Source organism: Chryseobacterium jejuense (assembly GCF_017877355.1).
Classification (GTDB): domain Bacteria; phylum Bacteroidota; class Bacteroidia; order Flavobacteriales; family Weeksellaceae; genus Chryseobacterium; species Chryseobacterium jejuense_A.
This window is the reverse complement of sequence record NZ_JAGIPR010000001.1, coordinates 86,518-105,924: the sequence shown is the minus strand read 5'-3', so window position 1 is coordinate 105,924 and position 19,407 is coordinate 86,518. Positions and strand designations below refer to the sequence as shown.

The 19,407-nt window shown below is 38.7% G+C and carries 14 protein-coding genes; 1 reads left to right on the top strand and 13 read right to left on the bottom strand.

From position 1 onward, the window contains the following. Window positions 1–22: 22 nt before the first annotated feature. The 11 genes from J2772_RS00485 to J2772_RS00435 all read right to left on the bottom strand — a co-directional run bounded on the left by J2772_RS00485 (window position 23) and on the right by J2772_RS00435 (window position 15,185). Window positions 23–1,297, bottom strand: coding sequence for an MFS transporter (locus J2772_RS00485; RefSeq protein WP_209912373.1), 1,275 nt, complete (start codon window positions 1,295–1,297; stop codon window positions 23–25). After that, entirely contained in the window at window positions 1,298–1,933 is a 636-nt protein-coding gene (locus J2772_RS00480) for a bifunctional 4-hydroxy-2-oxoglutarate aldolase/2-dehydro-3-deoxy-phosphogluconate aldolase (RefSeq protein ID WP_209912372.1), read from the bottom strand. Further along, on the bottom strand, window positions 1,930–2,943 hold the full coding sequence (locus J2772_RS00475; RefSeq protein WP_245365017.1) for a sugar kinase: 1,014 nt from the start codon (window positions 2,941–2,943) through the stop codon (window positions 1,930–1,932). The genes J2772_RS00480 and J2772_RS00475 overlap by 4 nt, the downstream gene beginning before the upstream one ends. Continuing rightward, the gene (uxaC, locus tag J2772_RS00470; RefSeq protein ID WP_209912371.1) at window positions 2,933–4,351 is read right to left on the bottom strand and encodes a glucuronate isomerase; all 1,419 of its coding nucleotides are present in this window, start codon (window positions 4,349–4,351) and stop codon (window positions 2,933–2,935) included. The genes J2772_RS00475 and uxaC overlap by 11 nt, the downstream gene beginning before the upstream one ends. 132 nt (window positions 4,352–4,483) lie before the next feature. Beyond that, window positions 4,484–5,299: an SDR family oxidoreductase gene (locus J2772_RS00465; RefSeq protein ID WP_209912370.1), complete on the bottom strand. Its 816-nt coding sequence runs from the start codon at window positions 5,297–5,299 to the stop codon at window positions 4,484–4,486. 32 nt (window positions 5,300–5,331) lie between these two features. Continuing rightward, on the bottom strand, window positions 5,332–6,507 hold the full coding sequence (gene uxuA / locus J2772_RS00460; RefSeq protein ID WP_209912369.1) for a mannonate dehydratase: 1,176 nt from the start codon (window positions 6,505–6,507) through the stop codon (window positions 5,332–5,334). 84 nt (window positions 6,508–6,591) lie between these two features. Then, the gene (locus J2772_RS00455; protein ID WP_209912368.1) at window positions 6,592–8,553 is read right to left on the bottom strand and encodes a RagB/SusD family nutrient uptake outer membrane protein; all 1,962 of its coding nucleotides are present in this window, start codon (window positions 8,551–8,553) and stop codon (window positions 6,592–6,594) included. 12 nt (window positions 8,554–8,565) lie between these two features. Further along, the gene (locus J2772_RS00450) at window positions 8,566–11,433 is read right to left on the bottom strand and encodes a SusC/RagA family TonB-linked outer membrane protein (protein ID WP_209912367.1); all 2,868 of its coding nucleotides are present in this window, start codon (window positions 11,431–11,433) and stop codon (window positions 8,566–8,568) included. Window positions 11,434–11,525: 92 nt separating this feature from the next. Then, a complete protein-coding gene (gene xylA, locus J2772_RS00445; RefSeq protein WP_209912366.1) occupies window positions 11,526–12,854 on the bottom strand; it encodes a xylose isomerase in 1,329 nt (442 codons plus the stop codon). Window positions 12,855–12,959: 105 nt separating this feature from the next. After that, window positions 12,960–14,444: a xylulokinase gene (locus tag J2772_RS00440; protein WP_209912365.1), complete on the bottom strand. Its 1,485-nt coding sequence runs from the start codon at window positions 14,442–14,444 to the stop codon at window positions 12,960–12,962. A gap of 15 nt (window positions 14,445–14,459) precedes the next feature. Continuing rightward, window positions 14,460–15,185, bottom strand: coding sequence for an NUDIX hydrolase (locus tag J2772_RS00435; RefSeq protein ID WP_209912364.1), 726 nt, complete (start codon window positions 15,183–15,185; stop codon window positions 14,460–14,462). A 550-nt stretch (window positions 15,186–15,735) separates the two neighbouring features. Between J2772_RS00435 and J2772_RS00430 the strand changes: the two genes are divergently transcribed. Further along, window positions 15,736–17,295, top strand: a complete 1,560-nt coding sequence (locus J2772_RS00430; RefSeq protein ID WP_209912363.1) for a sigma-54 interaction domain-containing protein — start codon at window positions 15,736–15,738, stop codon at window positions 17,293–17,295. Here J2772_RS00430 and J2772_RS00425 read toward each other — a convergent pair. Continuing rightward, entirely contained in the window at window positions 17,274–17,915 is a 642-nt protein-coding gene (locus J2772_RS00425) for a TMEM175 family protein (protein ID WP_209912362.1), read from the bottom strand. The two genes, J2772_RS00430 and J2772_RS00425, sit on opposite strands and share 22 nt — an antisense overlap. Before the next feature lie 139 nt (window positions 17,916–18,054). Beyond that, window positions 18,055–19,407, bottom strand: coding sequence for a sigma-54-dependent transcriptional regulator (locus tag J2772_RS00420; RefSeq protein ID WP_209912361.1), 1,353 nt, complete (start codon window positions 19,405–19,407; stop codon window positions 18,055–18,057).

Genomic DNA, 19,407 nt, shown 5'->3' with positions numbered 1-19,407 from the left:
TTTTTTAAACTCTATTTTTATACTAAACTGTTTTCTTTCTGTTAATCAACGAAATGAGTCCCCAGGCAGCAACATATGAAATTCCTGCGATAAAGAAAATAATATTGTAACCGCCATTGATGTTTCCTGCCTTTTTGAATGTATCCAAAACAATCCCGATGAACAGCGGAAAAATAATTCCTGCCGCTGAACCGAGCATTCCGCCAAAACCTATGACAGAACTAACATAGCTGTTAGGTAATTTATCTCCCACCGTAGTCATAAGATTGGCTCCCCACCCTTGGTGTGCAGCTGTTGCAAAGGCAATGATGATCGTGATCATCCACATATTATCTACATATTTTGAGAACATTACCGGAACCACCATCAAAGCAAACAATAACATCGTAATGCTTCTGGCTCTTCCGATGGCCCAGCCTTTTTTAATCAGAAATGATGAGAGATATCCTCCGCCAATACTTCCGATCGTGGTACCGCTGTAAATAATGATCAACGGAAGGGATGGTTTTGTTAAATCCATTTTGAACACATCTGAGAAATATGCCGGTAACCAGAACATGAAAAAATACCAGATGGGATCGGTTAAAATTTTACCGACAGCAAATGCCCATGTTACTTTATATTTGAGTAATTCTGATAAAGGGATTTTGGTTTTTTCCTCTGTTTTTTCATCCTGGTCACTTTTTATGTATTGCAGTTCTTCCTTGCTGAGATTTTTGGTTTTTTCCGGAACGGCATAGAATTTCCACCAAAGGATAATCCAAACCATACCCAAGGCACCGATCCACACAAAAGTCTGTCTCCAGCCGTAATGTCCCAGAATGAACGGAACCAGCAGCGGTGCTAAAATAGCTCCCACAGTTGCTCCCGAATTGAAAATACCCGTTGCCAGTGCCCTTTCTTTTTTCGGAAACCATTCAGCCACAGATTTGATGGCAGCAGGGAAGTTTCCTGCTTCACTGATTCCCAAAGTACTTCTCGCCATGATAAACCCAATGGTACTTTTCACAAAACCATGTCCTATAGAAGCAAGACTCCATACAATAAGGGAAACCGCATACCCGACTTTGGTTCCTACCCTGTCTATAAACCTTCCCATCGCCATGTAGCCGATGGCATAAGTAGTGGTAAAGGCCATCACAATATAGCTGTAATCTTTTTCGTCCCAACTGAATTCTTTTTCCAGAACAGGTTTCAGCAAGCCCATTACCTGACGGTCAAGATAATTGATCGTAGTGGCAAGAAAAACGAGAGACAGCATCCACCATCTTATATTGCGATTTTGAGGAGCCTGCATTTAGTTATGATTAAGTTGTTGTAATAAATTTTTTGTTTTCAGAGTCAGTTCTTCTTCATTAACATCTTTTCCGATGAGTGAACTTCCCAATCCTGCTGCCATGGCACCACCATTGAGCCATTCTCTGATATCTTCAGATTCAGCATGGATTCCTCCCGTTGGCATGAAACTCATTCCCGGGAAAACAGGCTGTATCGATTTGATGTAGTTCTTACCTAAAGCGTCAGCCGGGAATATTTTAACCAGTGTTAACCCATTCTGATATGCAATATTGATATCGGAAGGAGTAAAACAGCCCGGAATCAGAAAGATATTTTTTTCAAGAGCATGTTTCACCAAATCTTCACTGATGACCGGTGTAATGATGAAATCTGCTTTTGCATGGGCATAATCATCCATTTCCTGTATGTTTTTTACCGTTCCGATTCCTAACAGAAGGCCAGGAAATTCTGTGTGGGAAATTTCTTTCAGCCTGGTAAAATTCTCCAATGCCTGATGACCTCGGTTGGTGTATTCTATCACACGGATTCCTGCTTCATATAAAGCTTGTATGGTATTTTTTGAGACTTCAAACGATTCGTTATAAAACAACGGAACTACTTTCTGGTCTTTTATTTTTTGTAGTACTTCACTCATAATTTTTCGATATTAATGCTGTCATCAATGGTATCTCCTTTTACAAAAAGTTTTTTGAAAGCAACTTTTGCAGCATCCTCAAGGATCTGCTGCTCAGGATTTCCTTTTAAAATTCCATGAATCAAAGCAGCCATAAAAGAATCACCGCTTCCTACTCTTTCTTCAATTTGGTCTGCATCATATTTTTCTGAAACCAAAAACTGTTCATCAGTAAATAAGGTGGCAAAATAATTGACCTGTTCTCCGTTTGTAAAGCGGAATGTATTGGCGATTTTTTCTACATCCGGGAATTGTTTCCGGATTTCCAAAGCTGTTTTTTGGGCCTGCCTCAGAAGATTTTCATCATCAAAATTTCCATTAAGCTCATATGCAACAGGAATATTCAGAAACTGCTCAACAGACCAGATATTTCCCATGAGCACATTCACAAAAGGCATCAGCTCTTTAATTTTATGAGGATTCTGGTTTTGCCAAAGTAACGCTCTGTAGTTCAGATCGAGAGAAACCATAATATTTCTTGTTCTGGCTTCTTTCATGATGTGCAGACATTTGCGGAATGCATTGTCACTCAGAGCAGGTGTAATGGTGCTGATATGCAGCCATTTTACTTCTGAAAATATTTCATCATCACTGAAAGTTTCAAAATCCGATTGGGTAAAAACAGACGGAAAACGGTCGTACACCACTGAAGCGTTCTGCATATCTCCATCAGAAGAAAGGTAAAATGTTCCTATTCTCCCTTTATTTTTCTCTGCAAGGACTTCTATTCCTTTATTTTTAAGCTGAAATTCCAGCTGATTTCCTACAAAATTCTCAGGTAAAGCTGATAATAATTTTACAGCATTCTTCCACTGGGAAAGTGCTGCCGCTACATTGTATTCAGCACCGCCCACGTAAATCTTCAGAGACTGCCCATTGAGCCAGTTTCCTTCGGAATCCGGGGCAAAATGGAGAAGCAATTCCCCGAAACATAGTATTTTAGCTGAATCCTGCATGGTATTAGATTTCAAAATAATTTTTTGTATTGTGATAACAGATATCCTGAATGATCTTTCCTACCCATTTTTCATCATCGGGAAGAAGACCTCTTTCCATCTCATTTCCGAACAGATTGCATAAAAGCCTTCTGAAATAATCGTGTCTTGAGAATGACAGCAGGCTCCGGGAATCGGTAAGCATGCCGACGAAAGTGCTGATCAGACCGATATTGGAAAGTGTATTCATCTGTTTTGTCATCCCGTCAAGCTGATCGAGGAACCACCAGGCTGCTCCGAACTGTACCTTAGATTTGATTCCGCCTTCATTGAAATTTCCGGCAAGGGATGCCAGAACTTCGTTAAATGCCGGGTTCAGATTGTAAATAATGGTTTTGGCCAGTTTTCCTTCCGTATTCAGTGCATCAAGCAGAATGCTCATCCTTTGTGCGTAATACGGTTCTCCAATGGCATCATATCCTGCGTTGGCACCCATTTTTCTGAACATTTCTGAATTGTTGTTTCTGGTTGCTCCTACATGAAACTGCTGTACCCAGCCTTTTTCTGCGTACATTTCGCAAAGTTCTTTCAGCATATAACCACATAAAGCTTCCGGATCGGAAAATGTTGAAAGATTGCCCTTCAGGAATTCAGAAAACTCTTTTTCAAGGCTATGATTCCATTTTGTAGTATCCGGAAAATATTCAAACCCATGATCGGCTACTTTTGCTCCAACTTCCACAAAATAATTGATTCTTGATTGAAGAGCATTCAACAGATCAGAGGCTGATGTGATGGAAAATCCGCAGATTTTTTCAAGCTTTTTAATTCCTGAAAGATAGTGTTCAGGATTAATCATATTAATATAGGAATCAGGACGGAAAGCCGGAAGAACAGCCGTTTTAAAGCTACTGTTCTTTAAAGCCTTATGATGAGCCAGATCATCGGCAGGATCATCTGTAGTGCACAACGCTTCAACCTTAAAATTCTGAATGATGGATTGGGGTAAAAAGCCGGATGTCTGAAGACTTTCATTCATCTGATGATACACGGTATCTGCATTATTAGGTGATAAATATTCACTGATCCCAAAAGGATTTTTCAGTTCCAGATGGGTCCAGTGAAATAATGGGTTACGAAGGGTATAAGGCACCACTTCTGCCCATTTCATGAATTTTTCGTGATCTGAAGCATTTCCGGAAATAAACTGTTCATCAATTCCAAAATTTCTCATGGCTCTCCATTTGTAATGATCACCATCCAGCCAGATAGCTGTTGGAGAACGAAAATTCTGATTGGCAGAAATAACGTCAGGTTCAAGGTGATTGTGATAATCGATGATCGGCATCTCTTTCGCATAACCGAAATACAGATTCTCTGCCTTTGCTGATTCAAGCAAAAACGATTCTCCGAAAATTTCTTTATTTTTAATGGAATTACTCATTATTTACTTTTACAATCCTGGATTTTTATTCTCTTCAAGTATTCAGACTTTAGAAAAGTCAACTTTTTAAAAACAGGAACCTTGAATGGAAACGCCAAGGTCCTGTTCATTATCTATAAGGAAATTAGTTTTTTATACTCCACTGAATGCACTGAAACCTCCGTCAACAGGAATCAGTGCTCCTGTGATGAAACTTGCTGCATCCGAACATAGAAACTGTACAATACCATTCAGTTCTTCCACTTCCCCAAATCGTTGCATGGGTGTTTTGGCAATTACTTTTTTACTTCTTTCCGTTAAGCTTCCGTCCGGATTCAAAAGAATGGCACGGTTCTGATCTCCAATGAAAAAGCCTGGAGCCACTGCATTAACGCGTATTTTATCTCCGAATTTCAATGCCAGATCAGAAGCAAGCCATTGGGTGAAATTGGTGATCGCCGATTTGGCGGCAGAATATCCTGCCACTCTTGTAATAGCTGAATAAGCGGCCATTGAAGAAATATTAATAATGTTTCCGCTACCCTGTTCAGCCATTACTTTTCCGAAAACATAGCTCGGGTAAACGGTTCCGTTGATATTAAGATCGGTAACCTCTGCCCATCCCTTCATATTCATATCAAAAAATGATTGATCAGGAGATAAAGTAGCTGCCGGAATATTTCCACCGGCTATATTGAGCAGAATATCAATACTTCCGTACTTTTCTTTTATTTTCCCTGAAGCCGCTTCAAGGCTTTCAATATCCATCACATTGGCTTCTACAGCGAGTGCATCTCCTCCTAAATCTGTCAGTTCTTTTACACGGGCGTTCAGTGTTTCCTGGTTTCTTCCCAGTGCGACAACTTTTGCTCCGGCTTCTATAAAACTTTTCGCCAGGCTGCCTCCTAAAACACCTGAAGCCCCTGTAATGACTGCTATTTTGTTTTTAATACTAAACAGGTCTTTCATTTTACTTTTTACTATTTTATTACAAACGCAGATTAATTTTTTTGTAGTTCTGACTGAACTGTGGCCATTACGCCTTCGATCTGGCCTAATGCCAGCATTCGTCCTAGAAATGAATAGCCGGGATTATATCCTTTGTCGATATCTTCTGTTAACAGCCTTCCGTGGTCAATTCTCATCGGAAGATCAGGGTTTTCTTTTTCAAAAACACGGATCACTTCAATGAGCTTTCCTCTTCCTCCTAAATGATGAGCCTCAATGAAATCACCGTTTTCAAAGACATTTGTACTTCTCAGGTGAACAAATTTTATCCGGTGGGCAAATTTCTGAGCCAGTTCCGGAACATCATTCTGAAGATTCGCGCTTAAAGATCCGGCACAGAATGTCAATCCGTTGTGAGGATTATCAACAGCTTTCAGAAGCCATTCAATATCTTCTTCATTGGTTACTATTCTTGGTAAGCCCAGTAATGAAAATGGTGGATCATCAGGATGTACACACATCTGGATATTCCATTTTTCACAGACAGGCATTATTTTTTCGAGGAAATATTTCATATTCCTGCGAAGCTGGTTTTTATCTATTCCATCATATAATGCCAGTAAATTTTTGAAAATAGCCACCGGATTATCATCTCCTTCCTTGATATTTCCGTTAACAAATCCCTGTGTTTTTACAATGATTGAGTCTATCAGGTCATTGTTATCTTTTTCCGTTAAGGTATTTTTTAATGCTTCTACCTTTTGAAGGATCTCCGGGTTATAATCATTTTCTGCTCCTTCTCTTTTTAGAATATGAATTTCGAAGTACGCAAACTTTGCTTTATCAAAATAAAGTGATGAAGAACCGTCTTCCCATTCATGAAAGAGATCTGTTCTAGCCCAGTCGAGAACAGGCATAAAATTGTAGCAAACTGTTGTAACTCCTGCTTTACCCAGATTTTCAAGGCTTATGATATAATTTTCTATTAAAGAGTCACGGTCTTCACCTCCGTATTTGATTGCTTCGCTCACGGGAAGACTTTCCACAACAGACCAGCGAAGTCCGTGGCTTTCTATATAGTTTTTATAATCATTGATGGCCTCAAAACTCCAGATTTCTCCGTTTGGGATATCATGCAGTGCAGAAACAATTCCTTCCACTCCGATCTGACGAAGTGTACTCAGTTCTATTTTGTCTTTTTTGCCAAACCAGCGCCATGTTTTTTCCATAACCTTTAAGTTTTAATTCAGATAAACAAAGCAGGTGCTTTCACACCTACTCTGTTGCTGATATGAATGTAGAATGAAATGTAATTAATATCCAGGATTCTGATATTTTGCTTTAATATCTGGCGATACTTCCATAGCATCTAACTGTCCCTGAGGAATAGGTCTCAGATAGTGGAAAGGTTGTATTGTCCTGGTAACTGTTTGTGGTGTATGATTTCCATAATTGGCTCCGCCAATGGAGTATGATGCAGCTTTTTCTGTCCAAGTTTGGGTTCTTACCAAATCATACCATCTGTAGCCTTCACCAAAATATTCTCTGGATCTTTCTGCTAAGATGTAATCAACTGTTATGGTTGATGGTGTTGCAGCTATCATAACAGCACTGTTATCCTGTATTTTTGTTGCATTTCCGTTATTATCCCAACGCCATTTTCCTGCTCTTGCACGGATCACATTAATTAAATCTCTGGCAGACACTGCGCCGGACGCTCCTTTTACAGCCGCTTCTGCTGCAATAAAATACAGCTCGGAGAATTTTGCTGCATAGAAAGGGCGTGTATGACTCGGATTTGGATATCCTAACCCATTTCCGTTATCCGTTCTGTAAGGACCAGTTTTCCATATCCCAGGATACACAATTCTGCTGATTCCGCTAGGAGCCACCACCCAATCCGCTCTTCCCGGCAGTGTACCGGCACCGATTCCGTTTTGGCCGGCGTTGGTTGGATATGTTGGGGTCTGAGAATCATCATTTAAAAAGGTTAAAACCGGAGCATTAGGCTGTATCGGAAGATTATTTGCATTATAGAGTGTCCCTACATTGGTAAGCCCGGTTCCTTCTTTATTCCAGTTACCACGGTATACTGTTGTAAATGTTCCATCGTATCTTGAATCATTGGTTTTATCCGAAAATGTATTTTTAATTACTTCGATGGTAGGAGCCATTCTCACCCAAGGTCTTCCCAGCGGCTGAAAAGCGGCACGTTGTACCGGGCTTGCCGGTGTCCATGTTGTTGCTGATGTACTGCTTTTAAGGTTGGTATAATTCCACGTCATCATCCAGGATGCAAAATTATTTGGTGACCATCCATCACCATAGCTTGCCTGAATTACCCCCTCATTGAAATAGGCACTGGTTTCTGTATGATCTGCATACAGCATGCATTCACTATTACGATCATTTGATCCTAAATTAACATCATAGTAAGTTGGCTGCAACGCGTATGGTCCGGGATTATTAATTGCAGCTAAAGCAACATCATAAGCCTGCTGAAAATACCATTGTGCGTTGTGGCCATCAGGATCCGTCCGGGAAGTTTCAGGATATGTCGGGATACCGTTCGGATTTTGTAGCCACCATCCATAAGTTAAGTAGGCCTTTGCCAAATATAAACGGGCTACATTTTTGGTTATCCCTCCTTTAACCCGCGGGTCAACAGGAAGATTTTCAACAGCTTTAATTAAATCCGGGAAGATTGCTTTAGTGTATACTTCCGTAACCGTATTTCTAACTGAAGTCGTTTTGGGATTGATATTAAAAGCCAGTTCTCCGGATCCCAGATCAAGAGGTACACCTCCATAAGTCTGCACTAATAAAAAATAATAGAACGAACGGAAAAATCTTGCTTCCGAAATCAATGATTCTGCTATACCTGCTCCGGATCCGTTCTGAATAATTCCATTTGCAGTATTAATCGACGGAAATACGGATCCCCATACCATACTTGTGGGAAAGGTATTGGAATTGATACTGCCTGCACCACCTGTCATATCAAGATCTTTAAAATTACCGTCTGCGCTCTGTCCCCAGGTGGCTTCATCTGTACCAGTCATATTAGCATTTAACCAATAACCGTTTCCATAAAGCAATCTCAACTGTCTGTATAAAGACGTAACACCCTGCGATATACCTCTTTCTGTTGTAAAGTCTTCCGGAGTATAAATCCCTCTTGGCTGTTCATCCAATATCTCATTACATCCTGTAGTTGTAAATGCTACTGAAGCTAGAAATAAAGCAGCAATGAATTTTTTATTTAAATTGATCATGATTCCTGATTTTTAAAAGGTTAGATTTAGCCCCATCATATAATTTCTCGTAGACGGGTTGTTTGTACCTATAATAAGCTGATTCGCTTTATATGAGTTTACAGCCTGATTTTCATTACCTCTTGAGTTCGGTTCCGGATCCATACCAGAATGCCTGTAATAAGGAGAACCAAATACAAATGGATTCTGTATTGTAATATACAGTCGAAGATTACTAACGCCTAAGCTGGCCAGAGTGTTTTTATTAAAATTATAGCCTAAGGTAATCGTTCTGATTTTCACAAAAGAGGCATCGAACAGAGCAAGTGTTGAAGCATACTTAGGGTTATCACCACTTAACAGTCCGCCTGGTTTCGGGTATCTTACATCAGGATTTTCTTCGGTCCAGTAATCTACATCTACATTGTTTCCTCTACCTGTTAATCTGTTAAGGTAACCCGCTGATCCATAAATAGAACTGATCAGCACCCCTCCTTTCTGGAAAGCTCCTACAATACTTAAATCTATATTTTTATAAGCAAGTCTCGTATTAAAACCACCGATGAAATCGGGATTTGTGTTAATAATTTGCCTATCAGCTTCATTAATTGCTCTCTTTGGTGTACCATCCGCATTGTATTCTCCTGTGTATAACACTTTGATCATTCCCGGTGCTGCACCCACTTGCGGCTCCAGAATATTCAAATATGGATCTCCCTGCTGCCAAAGACCAACATATTGATAATCGTACAAGGCATTAATATTGTAACCTACAAACCATAAATTATTTACATTTCTATCCATTCCGGAAGCAAGCGCTGTAATTTTATTTCTGTTCGCAGATAAATTACCTCCTACTTCCCAACTGAAGCCATCAGGATTATCAATGACCACTGCATTAAGTGATATCTCTAAACCTTTATTCTGAGATGCCCCAACATTCTCGGTAACTGACCCTAATCCACTGGATGAAGGTAATCCTTTGCTCAGCAATAATTTTTCAGTATTGGTAACATAATATTCCACAGTACCTGTTATTCTCCTATTAAAAATCGAAAAATCTACACCATAGTTCCAGGTTTTCGAAAATTCCCATCCTAAAGACGCGTTAGGAGCTGAACTCACATAATTACCTATAACATTAGTACCTCCAAAATTGTAAGGGGTAGTACTTAAGCTACCAAAAGTTGTGTATGGAGCAATAGCCTGATTTGATGTTTGACCAAAACCAGCCCGTAACTTTAGCATGTTGATGTATTTCGAGTTTCGGAGGAAACTTTCATTCGCTACATTCCACCCTACCGAAATGGCCGGATAAGTATGCCACTGATGCCCTTTAGCCAATACTGAAGCACCATCTGATCTTACTGTTGCCGTCAGCATGTAACGGTTATCATATTGATACATTGCTCTTCCCATGAAAGACATCAGTCCTCTTCTCCAATATCCCTGGTTGTTAGGATCTATGGTTATTTCACCTTGGGCATGGCCTAAATTGAAATACTGAAAAGCATCAATAGGCACATCACGAGCGGCAATCGACGAGCTGTTAAATCTTGTCTGTTCAGCTGAATATAAAGCTGTTGCATTAATTTTATGCTTGCCAAAACTTCTATCGTAGGTTACCATATTTTCCAAAACCCACTGTGTGGTCAGAGAATTGCCTATGCTTGCTGAAGATAAAGTAGCCGGCTGATAGTTTAATGCACCTGTTCCCAGATAATAACCACTGTTTGAGTTCCTGTATGTTAAACCAACGTTTAATCTGTATTTAAGACCTTCAACACCTGGAATTTTAATTTCTCCATACAAATTATTATAAGAACTGAATGCATTTGTACGGTCTGCATAAGCGTCACCCAGCCCTTCTAAAATTGATCTCGTTTGAAGAGCTGTTTGGTCAACATTTGCAAATGTTGTTCTTAATCTTAGTGATCCGTCTGCAAGATATGGACTTACCAATGGTGAATACCCTAAAACGGGTGCCCCGCTTATTCCATTAAAATCATTCACTGAGAAATTAGAATTCGTTGAAAACCCAACCTTTAACCATGAATTAATTTCCTGATCCAAAGCGCCTCTAATAGAAAGCCTTTTATATTGTTGCAATGGTACCACTCCATTTTGCTGGAAATAGGCAACTCCGAAATTGTACCCTCCTTTTTCCGTTCCACCTGTAACTGCAACATCATGATTCATCATAAGTCCTACCCCATAATATTGATCCTGCCAATCTGTATTTGTCCCGTTAGACTCATCCGGACCATTTGTAAAGAGGTTAGCGTCAGCTCTTAGTTTTGCGAGTTTAGGACCATCCATTATTGGATATTGAGAAAACACAGTCTGAAATCCGGTATATGCATTATATGAAAATCTCGCTTTTTGTCCTTTTCCTCCTCTGTTGGTAGTTATGATGATAACTCCATTGGCACCACGGGAACCATAAATAGCAGTAGCGGAAGCATCTTTAAGAACATCTAAAGTTTTAATGTCTGATGGACTTATATCTCCCAAAGATCCAACGAACGGAATGCCGTCTAATACAATAAGAGGATCATTGGATCCTGTTAAAGAACGTTCACCTCTGATACGAATCTGCTGTACAGCACCTGGTTTTGTTGAAGTCCTTCCAATATCAACTCCCGGAAGGCGGCCCTGAATTGCTTCTGTAATGTTGGCAGAAGGTACTTCTTTTATAGCGTTACCACTCAATGAAGCAACAGATCCGGTGACAGCTTCTTTTTTCTGCGTACCATATCCGATTACCACAACTTCTTCTATTTTATTTTCTTTAGCTACTGTATCTTTCTTAACCTGTGAATATGCTATGCCGGAAGGCAATAAAGTCATTGCAAAAAATAATGCTGCCCTATTGCTTTTATTGAAATAAAATCGGTTCATAATTATTATTTTAATTAGTTGTTGAACAAAAGGCTATTTAATAATTATAGTATATAAAAATCCTTAGTGTTTATGAGCCTTTTATCTTTTTATTATATATACATATTCACAATGGCCTCAAACAGTTCCTGTTTTCCGCTTTTTGGCTGTGGTTCACCTATTTCGTGAGCGATTCTCTGAAGGTCTTCCAAGGTAAGCGCACCTTCCTCGAATGCTTTTCCGTTTCCGTTATCAAAAGAAGCATAGCGGTTTGTTCTCAGTTTTTTGTAATCCGAATTTTCAAGAATATCTGCTGCTGCAAGAAGGCCTTTAGCGAATACGTCCATTCCTGAAATGTGGGAAATGAATAAATCTTCAGCATCAATGGAATTTCTTCTGATTTTGGCATCAAAGTTTACTCCTCCGGTTCCCAGACCTCCTGTCGGAAGCAATACAAGCCATGCCTGCACCATGTCATAATAATCAATCGGGAACTGATCTGTATCCCAGCCGTTTTGATAATCTCCCCTGTTAGCATCAATACTTCCTAAAAGTCCTGCATCTACAGCAACCTGAAGTTCATGTTCAAATGTATGACCTGCCAATGTAGCATGATTCACTTCGATATTCAGTTTAAAGTCTTTGTCTAGTCCATAATGTCTCAGGAATCCAATTACGGTTTCAGAGTCATAATCATACTGATGTTTGGTAGGCTCCATTGGTTTAGGTTCAATAAGGAAAGTTCCTTTAAATCCTTGCTGACGGGCATAATCTCTTGACATGGAAAGGAAACGGGCCAGATGATCTTTTTCACGCTTCATATCGGTATTTAAAAGACTCATATATCCTTCTCTTCCACCCCAGAAAACATAGTTTTCACCACCAAGCTCTATGGTAGCATCTATTGAATTTTTCACCTGAGTGCCTGCACAAGCTAAAACATCAAAATTGGGATTGGTAGAGGCTCCGTTCATGTATCTTTCATGGGTGAATACATTGGCTGTTCCCCATAAAAGTTTAATTCCTGTTTCCTTCTGCTTTTGTTTTGCATATTCCACAATAGCCTGCATATTCTTCTCATAGTCTTTCCAATTATTGGCGGGGTCTACCAAATCGATATCATGGAAGCAGTAATAATTAAAGCCCATTTTAGACATGAATTCAAAACCTGCGTCCATTTTATGCATTGCTCTGGTCACTGCATCATTTCCGATATCCCATGGGTGGTGAATTGTAGGTCCTCCGAACGGATCGCTTCCGTTTGCACATAGGGTATGCCACCAGGCCATTGCAAATCTTGTCCAGTCTTTCATAGGTTTTCCCATTACGATCCTTTCCGCATCATAATAGCGGAATGCCAACGGGTTCTTGCTTTCCTTCCCTTCAAATTTAATTTTTTCAATACCTGTAAAAAACTCTTTTGTACCTGTTAAAGTGTTCATATTTATTTGATTATTTTTAATTTGTTTTAATTTTTTGCGTAGAGACTCCCTTCTCACTGGTTCTTAAAAGTCAGTAAGAGGATAAAAAATGCTGTTGTAATTGTTCTAGATTATTTCGTTAAGATGAAGTTTCCATCTGGCATAGGCTTCTAAATATTGTTCTTGTTTTTCATGTTCAGGCTCTATCACTGCTATTTTTTCAAGTGAAGAAAATGCTTCTCCGGAACCTGAATAAAATCCTATTCCCATTCCGGCAGCTCTTGCTGCTCCTACTGCGCCATCGGTATCATAAAGCTCAATAACTGCATTGCTGACACTGGATAACGACTGGCGAAAAATTGAACTTAAAAACATATTGGCATTTCCTGCACGGACGACCTGAATATCCATTCCGATATTTCTCATGATATCCATTCCGTACTCATAAGAGAATACAATACCTTCCTGTGCTGCGCGAAGAATATCACCTTTTGAATGGATATTGAAATTAATTCCGTGAATCGAACAGCTTGTATCCTTATTTTCAAGCACTCTCTCTGCTCCGTTTCCAAAAGGGATGATGCTTAATCCTTTTGATCCTATAGGTGAAAGCGAAGCCATATCATTCATATCACCATAAGAAGAGAGTGAGGTCGCGAAATTATGTTTTAACCAGGAATTTAAAATACCGGTTCCGTTGATACACAGTAAAACACCCAGTCTGATCTGTTCCGGTGTATAATTGACATGGGCAAAAGTATTTACCCTTGATAACTTATCATATTCCAGCTGGTCCAGAACTCCATACACCACTCCGGAAGTTCCTGCAGTAGAGGCAATTTCTCCCGGGTTAAAAACATTCAGGGAAAGAGCATTATTAGGCTGGTCTCCTGCCCTGTATGAGATGGGCGTTCCTTCTTTTAAGCCTAATTCCTCCGCTGCCGGCCTGGAAACCGTTGCCTGGATACCAAACGTTGGTACGATTTCAGGAAAAAAACTTTTCGGTATGCCATAGTGATTAATGATATCTTCTGAAATACAGTTGTTCTTAAAATCCCAGAAAATTCCTTCTGATAATCCCTCGATGGTCATCCCTATCTGTCCTGAGAGTCTCATCGCAATATAGTCCCCAGGGAGCATTATTTTATCTATCTTTTCAAAAATTTCAGGTTCATTTTCTTTTACCCATGCAAGCTTTGATGCTGTAAAATTTCCTGGTGAATTCAACAGATGGGAGAGACATTTTTCTTCTCCTATTGTTTTAAAAGCTCTTTCACCATAAGGCACAGCACGACTGTCACACCAGATAATGGATGATCTTAAAAGGTTCTGGTCTTTATCTACCAAAATCAAACCGTGCATCTGCCAGGTGATTCCAATTCCTTTAATATCTTCAGCATGTACTCCGGATTCATGCATAACAGCTTCATGTGCCAATTTCAGATTGATCCACCAGTCAACCGGGTTTTGTTCTGCCCATCCCGGATTTATCGCAGTGATTTTCATTTCTTTTTTGGGAGAAAATTCAGAAGCAATCACTTTTCCACTGGATGCCTCAATGAGACACACTTTCACAGAAGAACTGCCAATGTCATAGCCTAGTAAGTACATAATATTTAAGAGGGGTTATTTTATAAGTTTTGTATTGTTTTTCTTGTAAATCTTAGCATCAAATCTGTAATATCTTGCCGCACGGTGTGATACATCTTTTTGAATTTCATCCAAAGGAACAATATAGGGGAATGATGATATTTTTTTATGGAAATTCTTAATATCAATATTTTTTTCATTTAAAGCGCTATAGAGCTGATAGAGCTGTCTTATGGTGAATCTTTTTGGCAGCAGCTCAAAAATAATGGAGAAATCAGATTCAATCCATTTTCTGATCTCCATCAAAGATTCATTGATAATTTTGTTATGGTCAAAAGGTAATACCGGAACCTCATCAATAGGATACCAGTCTACGGTATCATATTTTGTACTGTTGATCTTGTGATCTATTTTACAAAGAGAAAGATAGGCAACCGTAATGATCCTGTCTATATGATGTTTGTATTCCTGATCCATCCATTTGATATCATGCGCATTACTTGCTCTCATAGGATCGGCAAAGCATTTGAACTGTTTGAGAACCATTTTTTTAATCCCCGTAAGTTCATGAAGTACTCTTTGTGCAGCATCATCTACATCTTCGTCACTGAATATCAAACTTCCTGGAAGTTTGATCTGTTTTTCCAATGGTATATCATCAACATGGCGTTGTACTAATAATATATTCAACCGGTTTTCATGGTCAAATCCAAAGACAACACAATCTACAGAGACATAGGTATGGATAAAGTTCTGATTCATTAGTTCGTTAACATTTTGGTAACATTACAAATATAAAAATTCATCTGAATAAAAAAAATAAATCCTCCATTATCTACTGCTTATCAATATATTACATATCGAATTTTCATGATATCAATTGTATAAAAAATATGATAAGGTTATCATTAATTTTACACTTACTTATTTCATAAGACATGAATTTACAATTAATTGCAATATCAATCAGCACAAAAAAAAAATTTGATTTTCAGAATAAATATTATGATAAGAAGAATCTTTTTTTTTTTCATTTTGCTTGAAAAAAAAATGTAAAAAGCACACTTTTCATTGTTAAAAACCACATAAATAATCGCTTTATTTTACCAATTTTACTACTCCGGGACTAAAGTTTTGCGAAACAATGAATTTATAGACTAAGATTATCTGGTCATAAAGTAAAAGAACAATGTAACAGCATCCTTTAATACAACATCATTAATTTCTATATATAATCTACTACAGAAACCTTGTTTTCATAGAATATGTTTTCAATTTCCCTATCTTTAAACTTTCAAGTAAGAATTTTTCTATGAGCAAGTTTTCTGATCCCAATGCAGAAATGATGAAACGCCTGCAGGAAATGCAGAAAGAACAATTTATTATTTCTCATTTAACGAAAGAGTTGTCTACCATTATGGATTCAAAACAACTTCAGCTTGTTTTAAATAAGTCTTTCAAAACGGAACTAAGATTTAATGATTTTATTATTATAAAGGATTACAAACAATCTGTTGAAATTCTCAGCAGCTGGGTAGAAAATCAAAATTGTATTATAGATAATCAGCTTGATATTTATGTTAAAAACTGTCTTGATTCAGCGGAGCCCCTCCTTTTTGATCTTAAAGAATTGTCATTGCTTCCTTCTTATTTTACCAAAGCTAAAGATTCGGAAATGCGAATGGTTATCGGGTTGGGTTTACCTGGTATCAATGAAAGTAAAAACGTAATTTTCCTTTTTTACAGAAATTTCATTTCATTCAATGATATTCCGGAAAGAATTTTAAATGGTATTTCTACCCAGCTTTCCATTACCCTTCATAATATTAATGTTCATGAACAGTTGATAGCACTTAAGGGAAATATTCAGAACTTTCCGAAAGAAATCGGAGAAGTAAAGAAAAGCGGATACGGTTTTCAGGGAATTGTGGGACAAAGTGAAGTGATGCAGCATATTTTCGAACAGATCTCACAGGTAGCTCCTTCGCAATCCAATGTAATCATCTTTGGAGAAACGGGTACGGGAAAAGAACTTATAGCACAGGCCATTCACGAACTTTCAGAGTTTTCCGGGAAAAAGATGATCAGAATAAACTGTGCAGCCATTCCTGCCAATCTGATAGAATCTGAATTGTTCGGACATGAAAAAGGCAGCTTTACCGGTGCAACGGAACAGCGGAAAGGGAAATTTGAACAGGCACACAACAGTACTATCTTTCTGGATGAAATAGGTGAACTTCCCCTGGAATTACAAACCAGGCTTCTAAGGGTTCTTCAGGAAAAAGAAATTGAAAGAATTGGTGGAAACAAAAGAATCAGAGTAAATGTGCGGATCATTACAGCCACCAACAGAAACCTTGAAAAAGAAGTAGCGGAAGGACGGTTCAGAAGTGATCTTTTTTACAGACTTAATGTATTTCCTGTTCATCTTCCGGCACTGCGGGAAAGAAAGGAAGATATTCCTTTACTGGCAAACTATTTTCTTGAGAAACTGTACCCGAAGACATTCAAAAAGATCAAAGGTTTTTCTCAGAAAATAGTAAAAATGATGATCGCTAATCCATGGCTCGGCAATATCCGTGAACTGGAAAATATGATTGAAAGAAGCATGCTGACTGCAAAAGGCGATATCATCAGGGAAATGGATTTTCCGAAAGTTATTGATTATCAAAATACAGATCAGGATTTTCAGGTCAAAACCCTGCAGGAATTCGAAAAGGAATATATTTTAAAAATTATTGAAAAATGTAATGGGCGTATTTTTGGTGAAACAGGTGCCGCGAGGCTGCTGGGATTACCTCCAACCACACTGATTTCCAAAATGCAGAAGCTTGGAATAGAGAAAAAACACTATTTTAAGGGGACTGAATAATGCCTGTCATGCGTCATTTCTATTTTCCCGGAAGACAACGCCCAGAAAATCCAAAGTCCCAAAATGATCAGCAAAGAAACTGCCGGGGTCCAGAAAGACAGGATTAATGCAATAACATAGATAGGCAGCCCGTATAAGTAATTATTATGGATATGTTTTATAGCAGCATCGGTAATGCCGGGGCGTAAAAGTTTTTTGTTCCGGGTGGCCAGAAACCATAATAAATTATACGCCAGATTGATCAGAACAAAAATACCGGTATAGAGCGCCACAACAACAGAAGAAGCCTGACCGTCAAAATACCTTGCCAGCAAAGCGGTAGGATAAGAAACTGCCGAAACCAGAAAAAGGATCAGCCCATTGGCAAACATAATGGCAGAATTCCGGCTGTAAATCTGTTTGAAGATCTTATGATGGTTCACCCACATGATGAAAATGCTGAAAAATGAAAGGATAAATGCCAGAAATGAAGGCCACTGATTTCTCAGGAAAACTAGCAGGTCATTCCCGTTCTTTATTGAGTTTTCTTCAGGGAAGTGAAGATCTAATACTAAAAGAGTAACAGCTATTGCAAAAACAGCGTCGCTGAATCCTTCTATTCTAAGTGTTTCTTTTTCCATAATGATCTGGTTATTTGTTCTTTGATTATTATACGTAAAGGCGTAAATATTCTATCCTCAAACAATTTGAAGAGTGATTATTAATAAAATTAAAAGAAGATATCGGCTAAAGTCTTTCGCGAATTAGCTCTGTTCCTGATTATTTATATCCTTTGTCAATTCCTAATTTCTTCATTTTGGAATATAAAGTCTGAGGCTGAACCTTCAATAGCTCTGCAGCACCGCCCGGCCCGGAAACTTTTCCGTTGGAACTCTGAAGTGCATTCATAATATGATCTCTTTCCATATCTTCCAATGATTTCAGCTGGCCCTGCTTTTCCAAAGGTTTTTCAATTGTTTTAGGCAGATCGAAGCTTTCTATTTCTGTGGTTTTTGTCAATAAAACACTTCTTTCAATAAGATGTTCCAGCTCACGGATATTTCCGGGCCAGTGGTAATTTAACAGTTGTTCTAGTCCCTTTTCGCTTATTGAAGTAATATTTTTTCTTGAGGCAGCAGCATATTTATTCAGGAAAAAGAGGGCCAGCAATACGACATCTTCCTTTCTTTCTCTCAGCGGAGGCAGTTCAATAGGAAAAACATTCAAACGGTAATACAGATCCAGCCTGAATCTTCCTTCTGCCACTTCTTTTTCCAGGGAACGATTGGTAGCTGCAACAATTCTTACGTTTACTTTAATGGTATTATTTCCTCCCAGCCTTTCTATTTCTTTTTCCTGTAAAACTCTGAGCAATTTAACCTGTGAATCCAATGGCAGCTCGCCTATTTCATCCAGGAAGACCGTTCCTCCGCTGGCTTGTTCAAATTTTCCGATTCTCAATATATTAGCCCCTGTAAAGCTTCCTTTTTCATGGCCAAAAAGCTCGGATTCGATAAGCGCATGCGGCAGTGCTGCACAATTGACCACAACAAGAGGATGAGCACTACGGTCTGAAAGATCATGAACGGAACGGGCCACTTTTTCCTTTCCGGTTCCGCTTTCTCCTACCACCAAAACAGAAGTTTCTGTAGGGGCAACAACTTTTATTTTTTCAACAACATCCTGAAGTCCTTTGCTTTTTCCGATAATTCCTTCAATCACTTCATTATTTCCAGTATCAACGCACAATTCACCGCCCCTTTCCATATCATACCGATATTTTGCTATATCAAGCATGACAATCATATCACGTTCGCGGAACGGCTTTACCATAAATCCGTAAGGCTGCGTTTCTTTCACTGCCTCTAGGGTAGACTGGTTGGTATTGGCTGAAATATAAAGAAAAGGCAGGTTGATTTCACGCAGTTCCCAGGCGAGGTCAATTCCTGTAAGATCACCTTTTAAGATGATATCAAGTAGTACCCAGTCAGGTTTATTTTCTGCAATCAATTTTCTGGCCTGAACCACTGAAGATGCAATTCCTGTGATCTGATAACCGGCTTTCATCAGCATCAGTTTCAAATCATTGGCAACAATAAATTCATCTTCTACAATTAATATTTTTTCTTTCAT

What these genes read in the sequence shown, in the direction of transcription:
- J2772_RS00485 (WP_209912373.1), bottom strand. Translation starts at nt 1,297, where the DNA reads ATGCAGGCTCCTCAAAATCGCAATATAAGATGGTGGATGCTGTCTCTC.
- J2772_RS00480 (WP_209912372.1), bottom strand. Translation starts at nt 1,933, where the DNA reads ATGAGTGAAGTACTACAAAAAATAAAAGACCAGAAAGTAGTTCCGTTG.
- uxaC (WP_209912371.1), bottom strand. Translation starts at nt 4,351, where the DNA reads ATGAGTAATTCCATTAAAAATAAAGAAATTTTCGGAGAATCGTTTTTG.
- J2772_RS00465 (WP_209912370.1), bottom strand. Translation starts at nt 5,299, where the DNA reads ATGAAAGACCTGTTTAGTATTAAAAACAAAATAGCAGTCATTACAGGG.
- uxuA (WP_209912369.1), bottom strand. Translation starts at nt 6,507, where the DNA reads ATGGAAAAAACATGGCGCTGGTTTGGCAAAAAAGACAAAATAGAACTG.
- J2772_RS00455 (WP_209912368.1), bottom strand. Translation starts at nt 8,553, where the DNA reads ATGATCAATTTAAATAAAAAATTCATTGCTGCTTTATTTCTAGCTTCA.
- J2772_RS00450 (WP_209912367.1), bottom strand. Translation starts at nt 11,433, where the DNA reads ATGAACCGATTTTATTTCAATAAAAGCAATAGGGCAGCATTATTTTTT.
- xylA (WP_209912366.1), bottom strand. Translation starts at nt 12,854, where the DNA reads ATGAACACTTTAACAGGTACAAAAGAGTTTTTTACAGGTATTGAAAAA.
- J2772_RS00440 (WP_209912365.1), bottom strand. Translation starts at nt 14,444, where the DNA reads ATGTACTTACTAGGCTATGACATTGGCAGTTCTTCTGTGAAAGTGTGT.
- J2772_RS00435 (WP_209912364.1), bottom strand. Translation starts at nt 15,185, where the DNA reads ATGAATCAGAACTTTATCCATACCTATGTCTCTGTAGATTGTGTTGTC.
- J2772_RS00430 (WP_209912363.1), top strand. Translation starts at nt 15,736, where the DNA reads ATGAGCAAGTTTTCTGATCCCAATGCAGAAATGATGAAACGCCTGCAG.
- J2772_RS00425 (WP_209912362.1), bottom strand. Translation starts at nt 17,915, where the DNA reads ATGGAAAAAGAAACACTTAGAATAGAAGGATTCAGCGACGCTGTTTTT.
- J2772_RS00420 (WP_209912361.1), bottom strand. Translation starts at nt 19,407, where the DNA reads ATGAAAGAAAAAATATTAATTGTAGAAGATGAATTTATTGTTGCCAAT.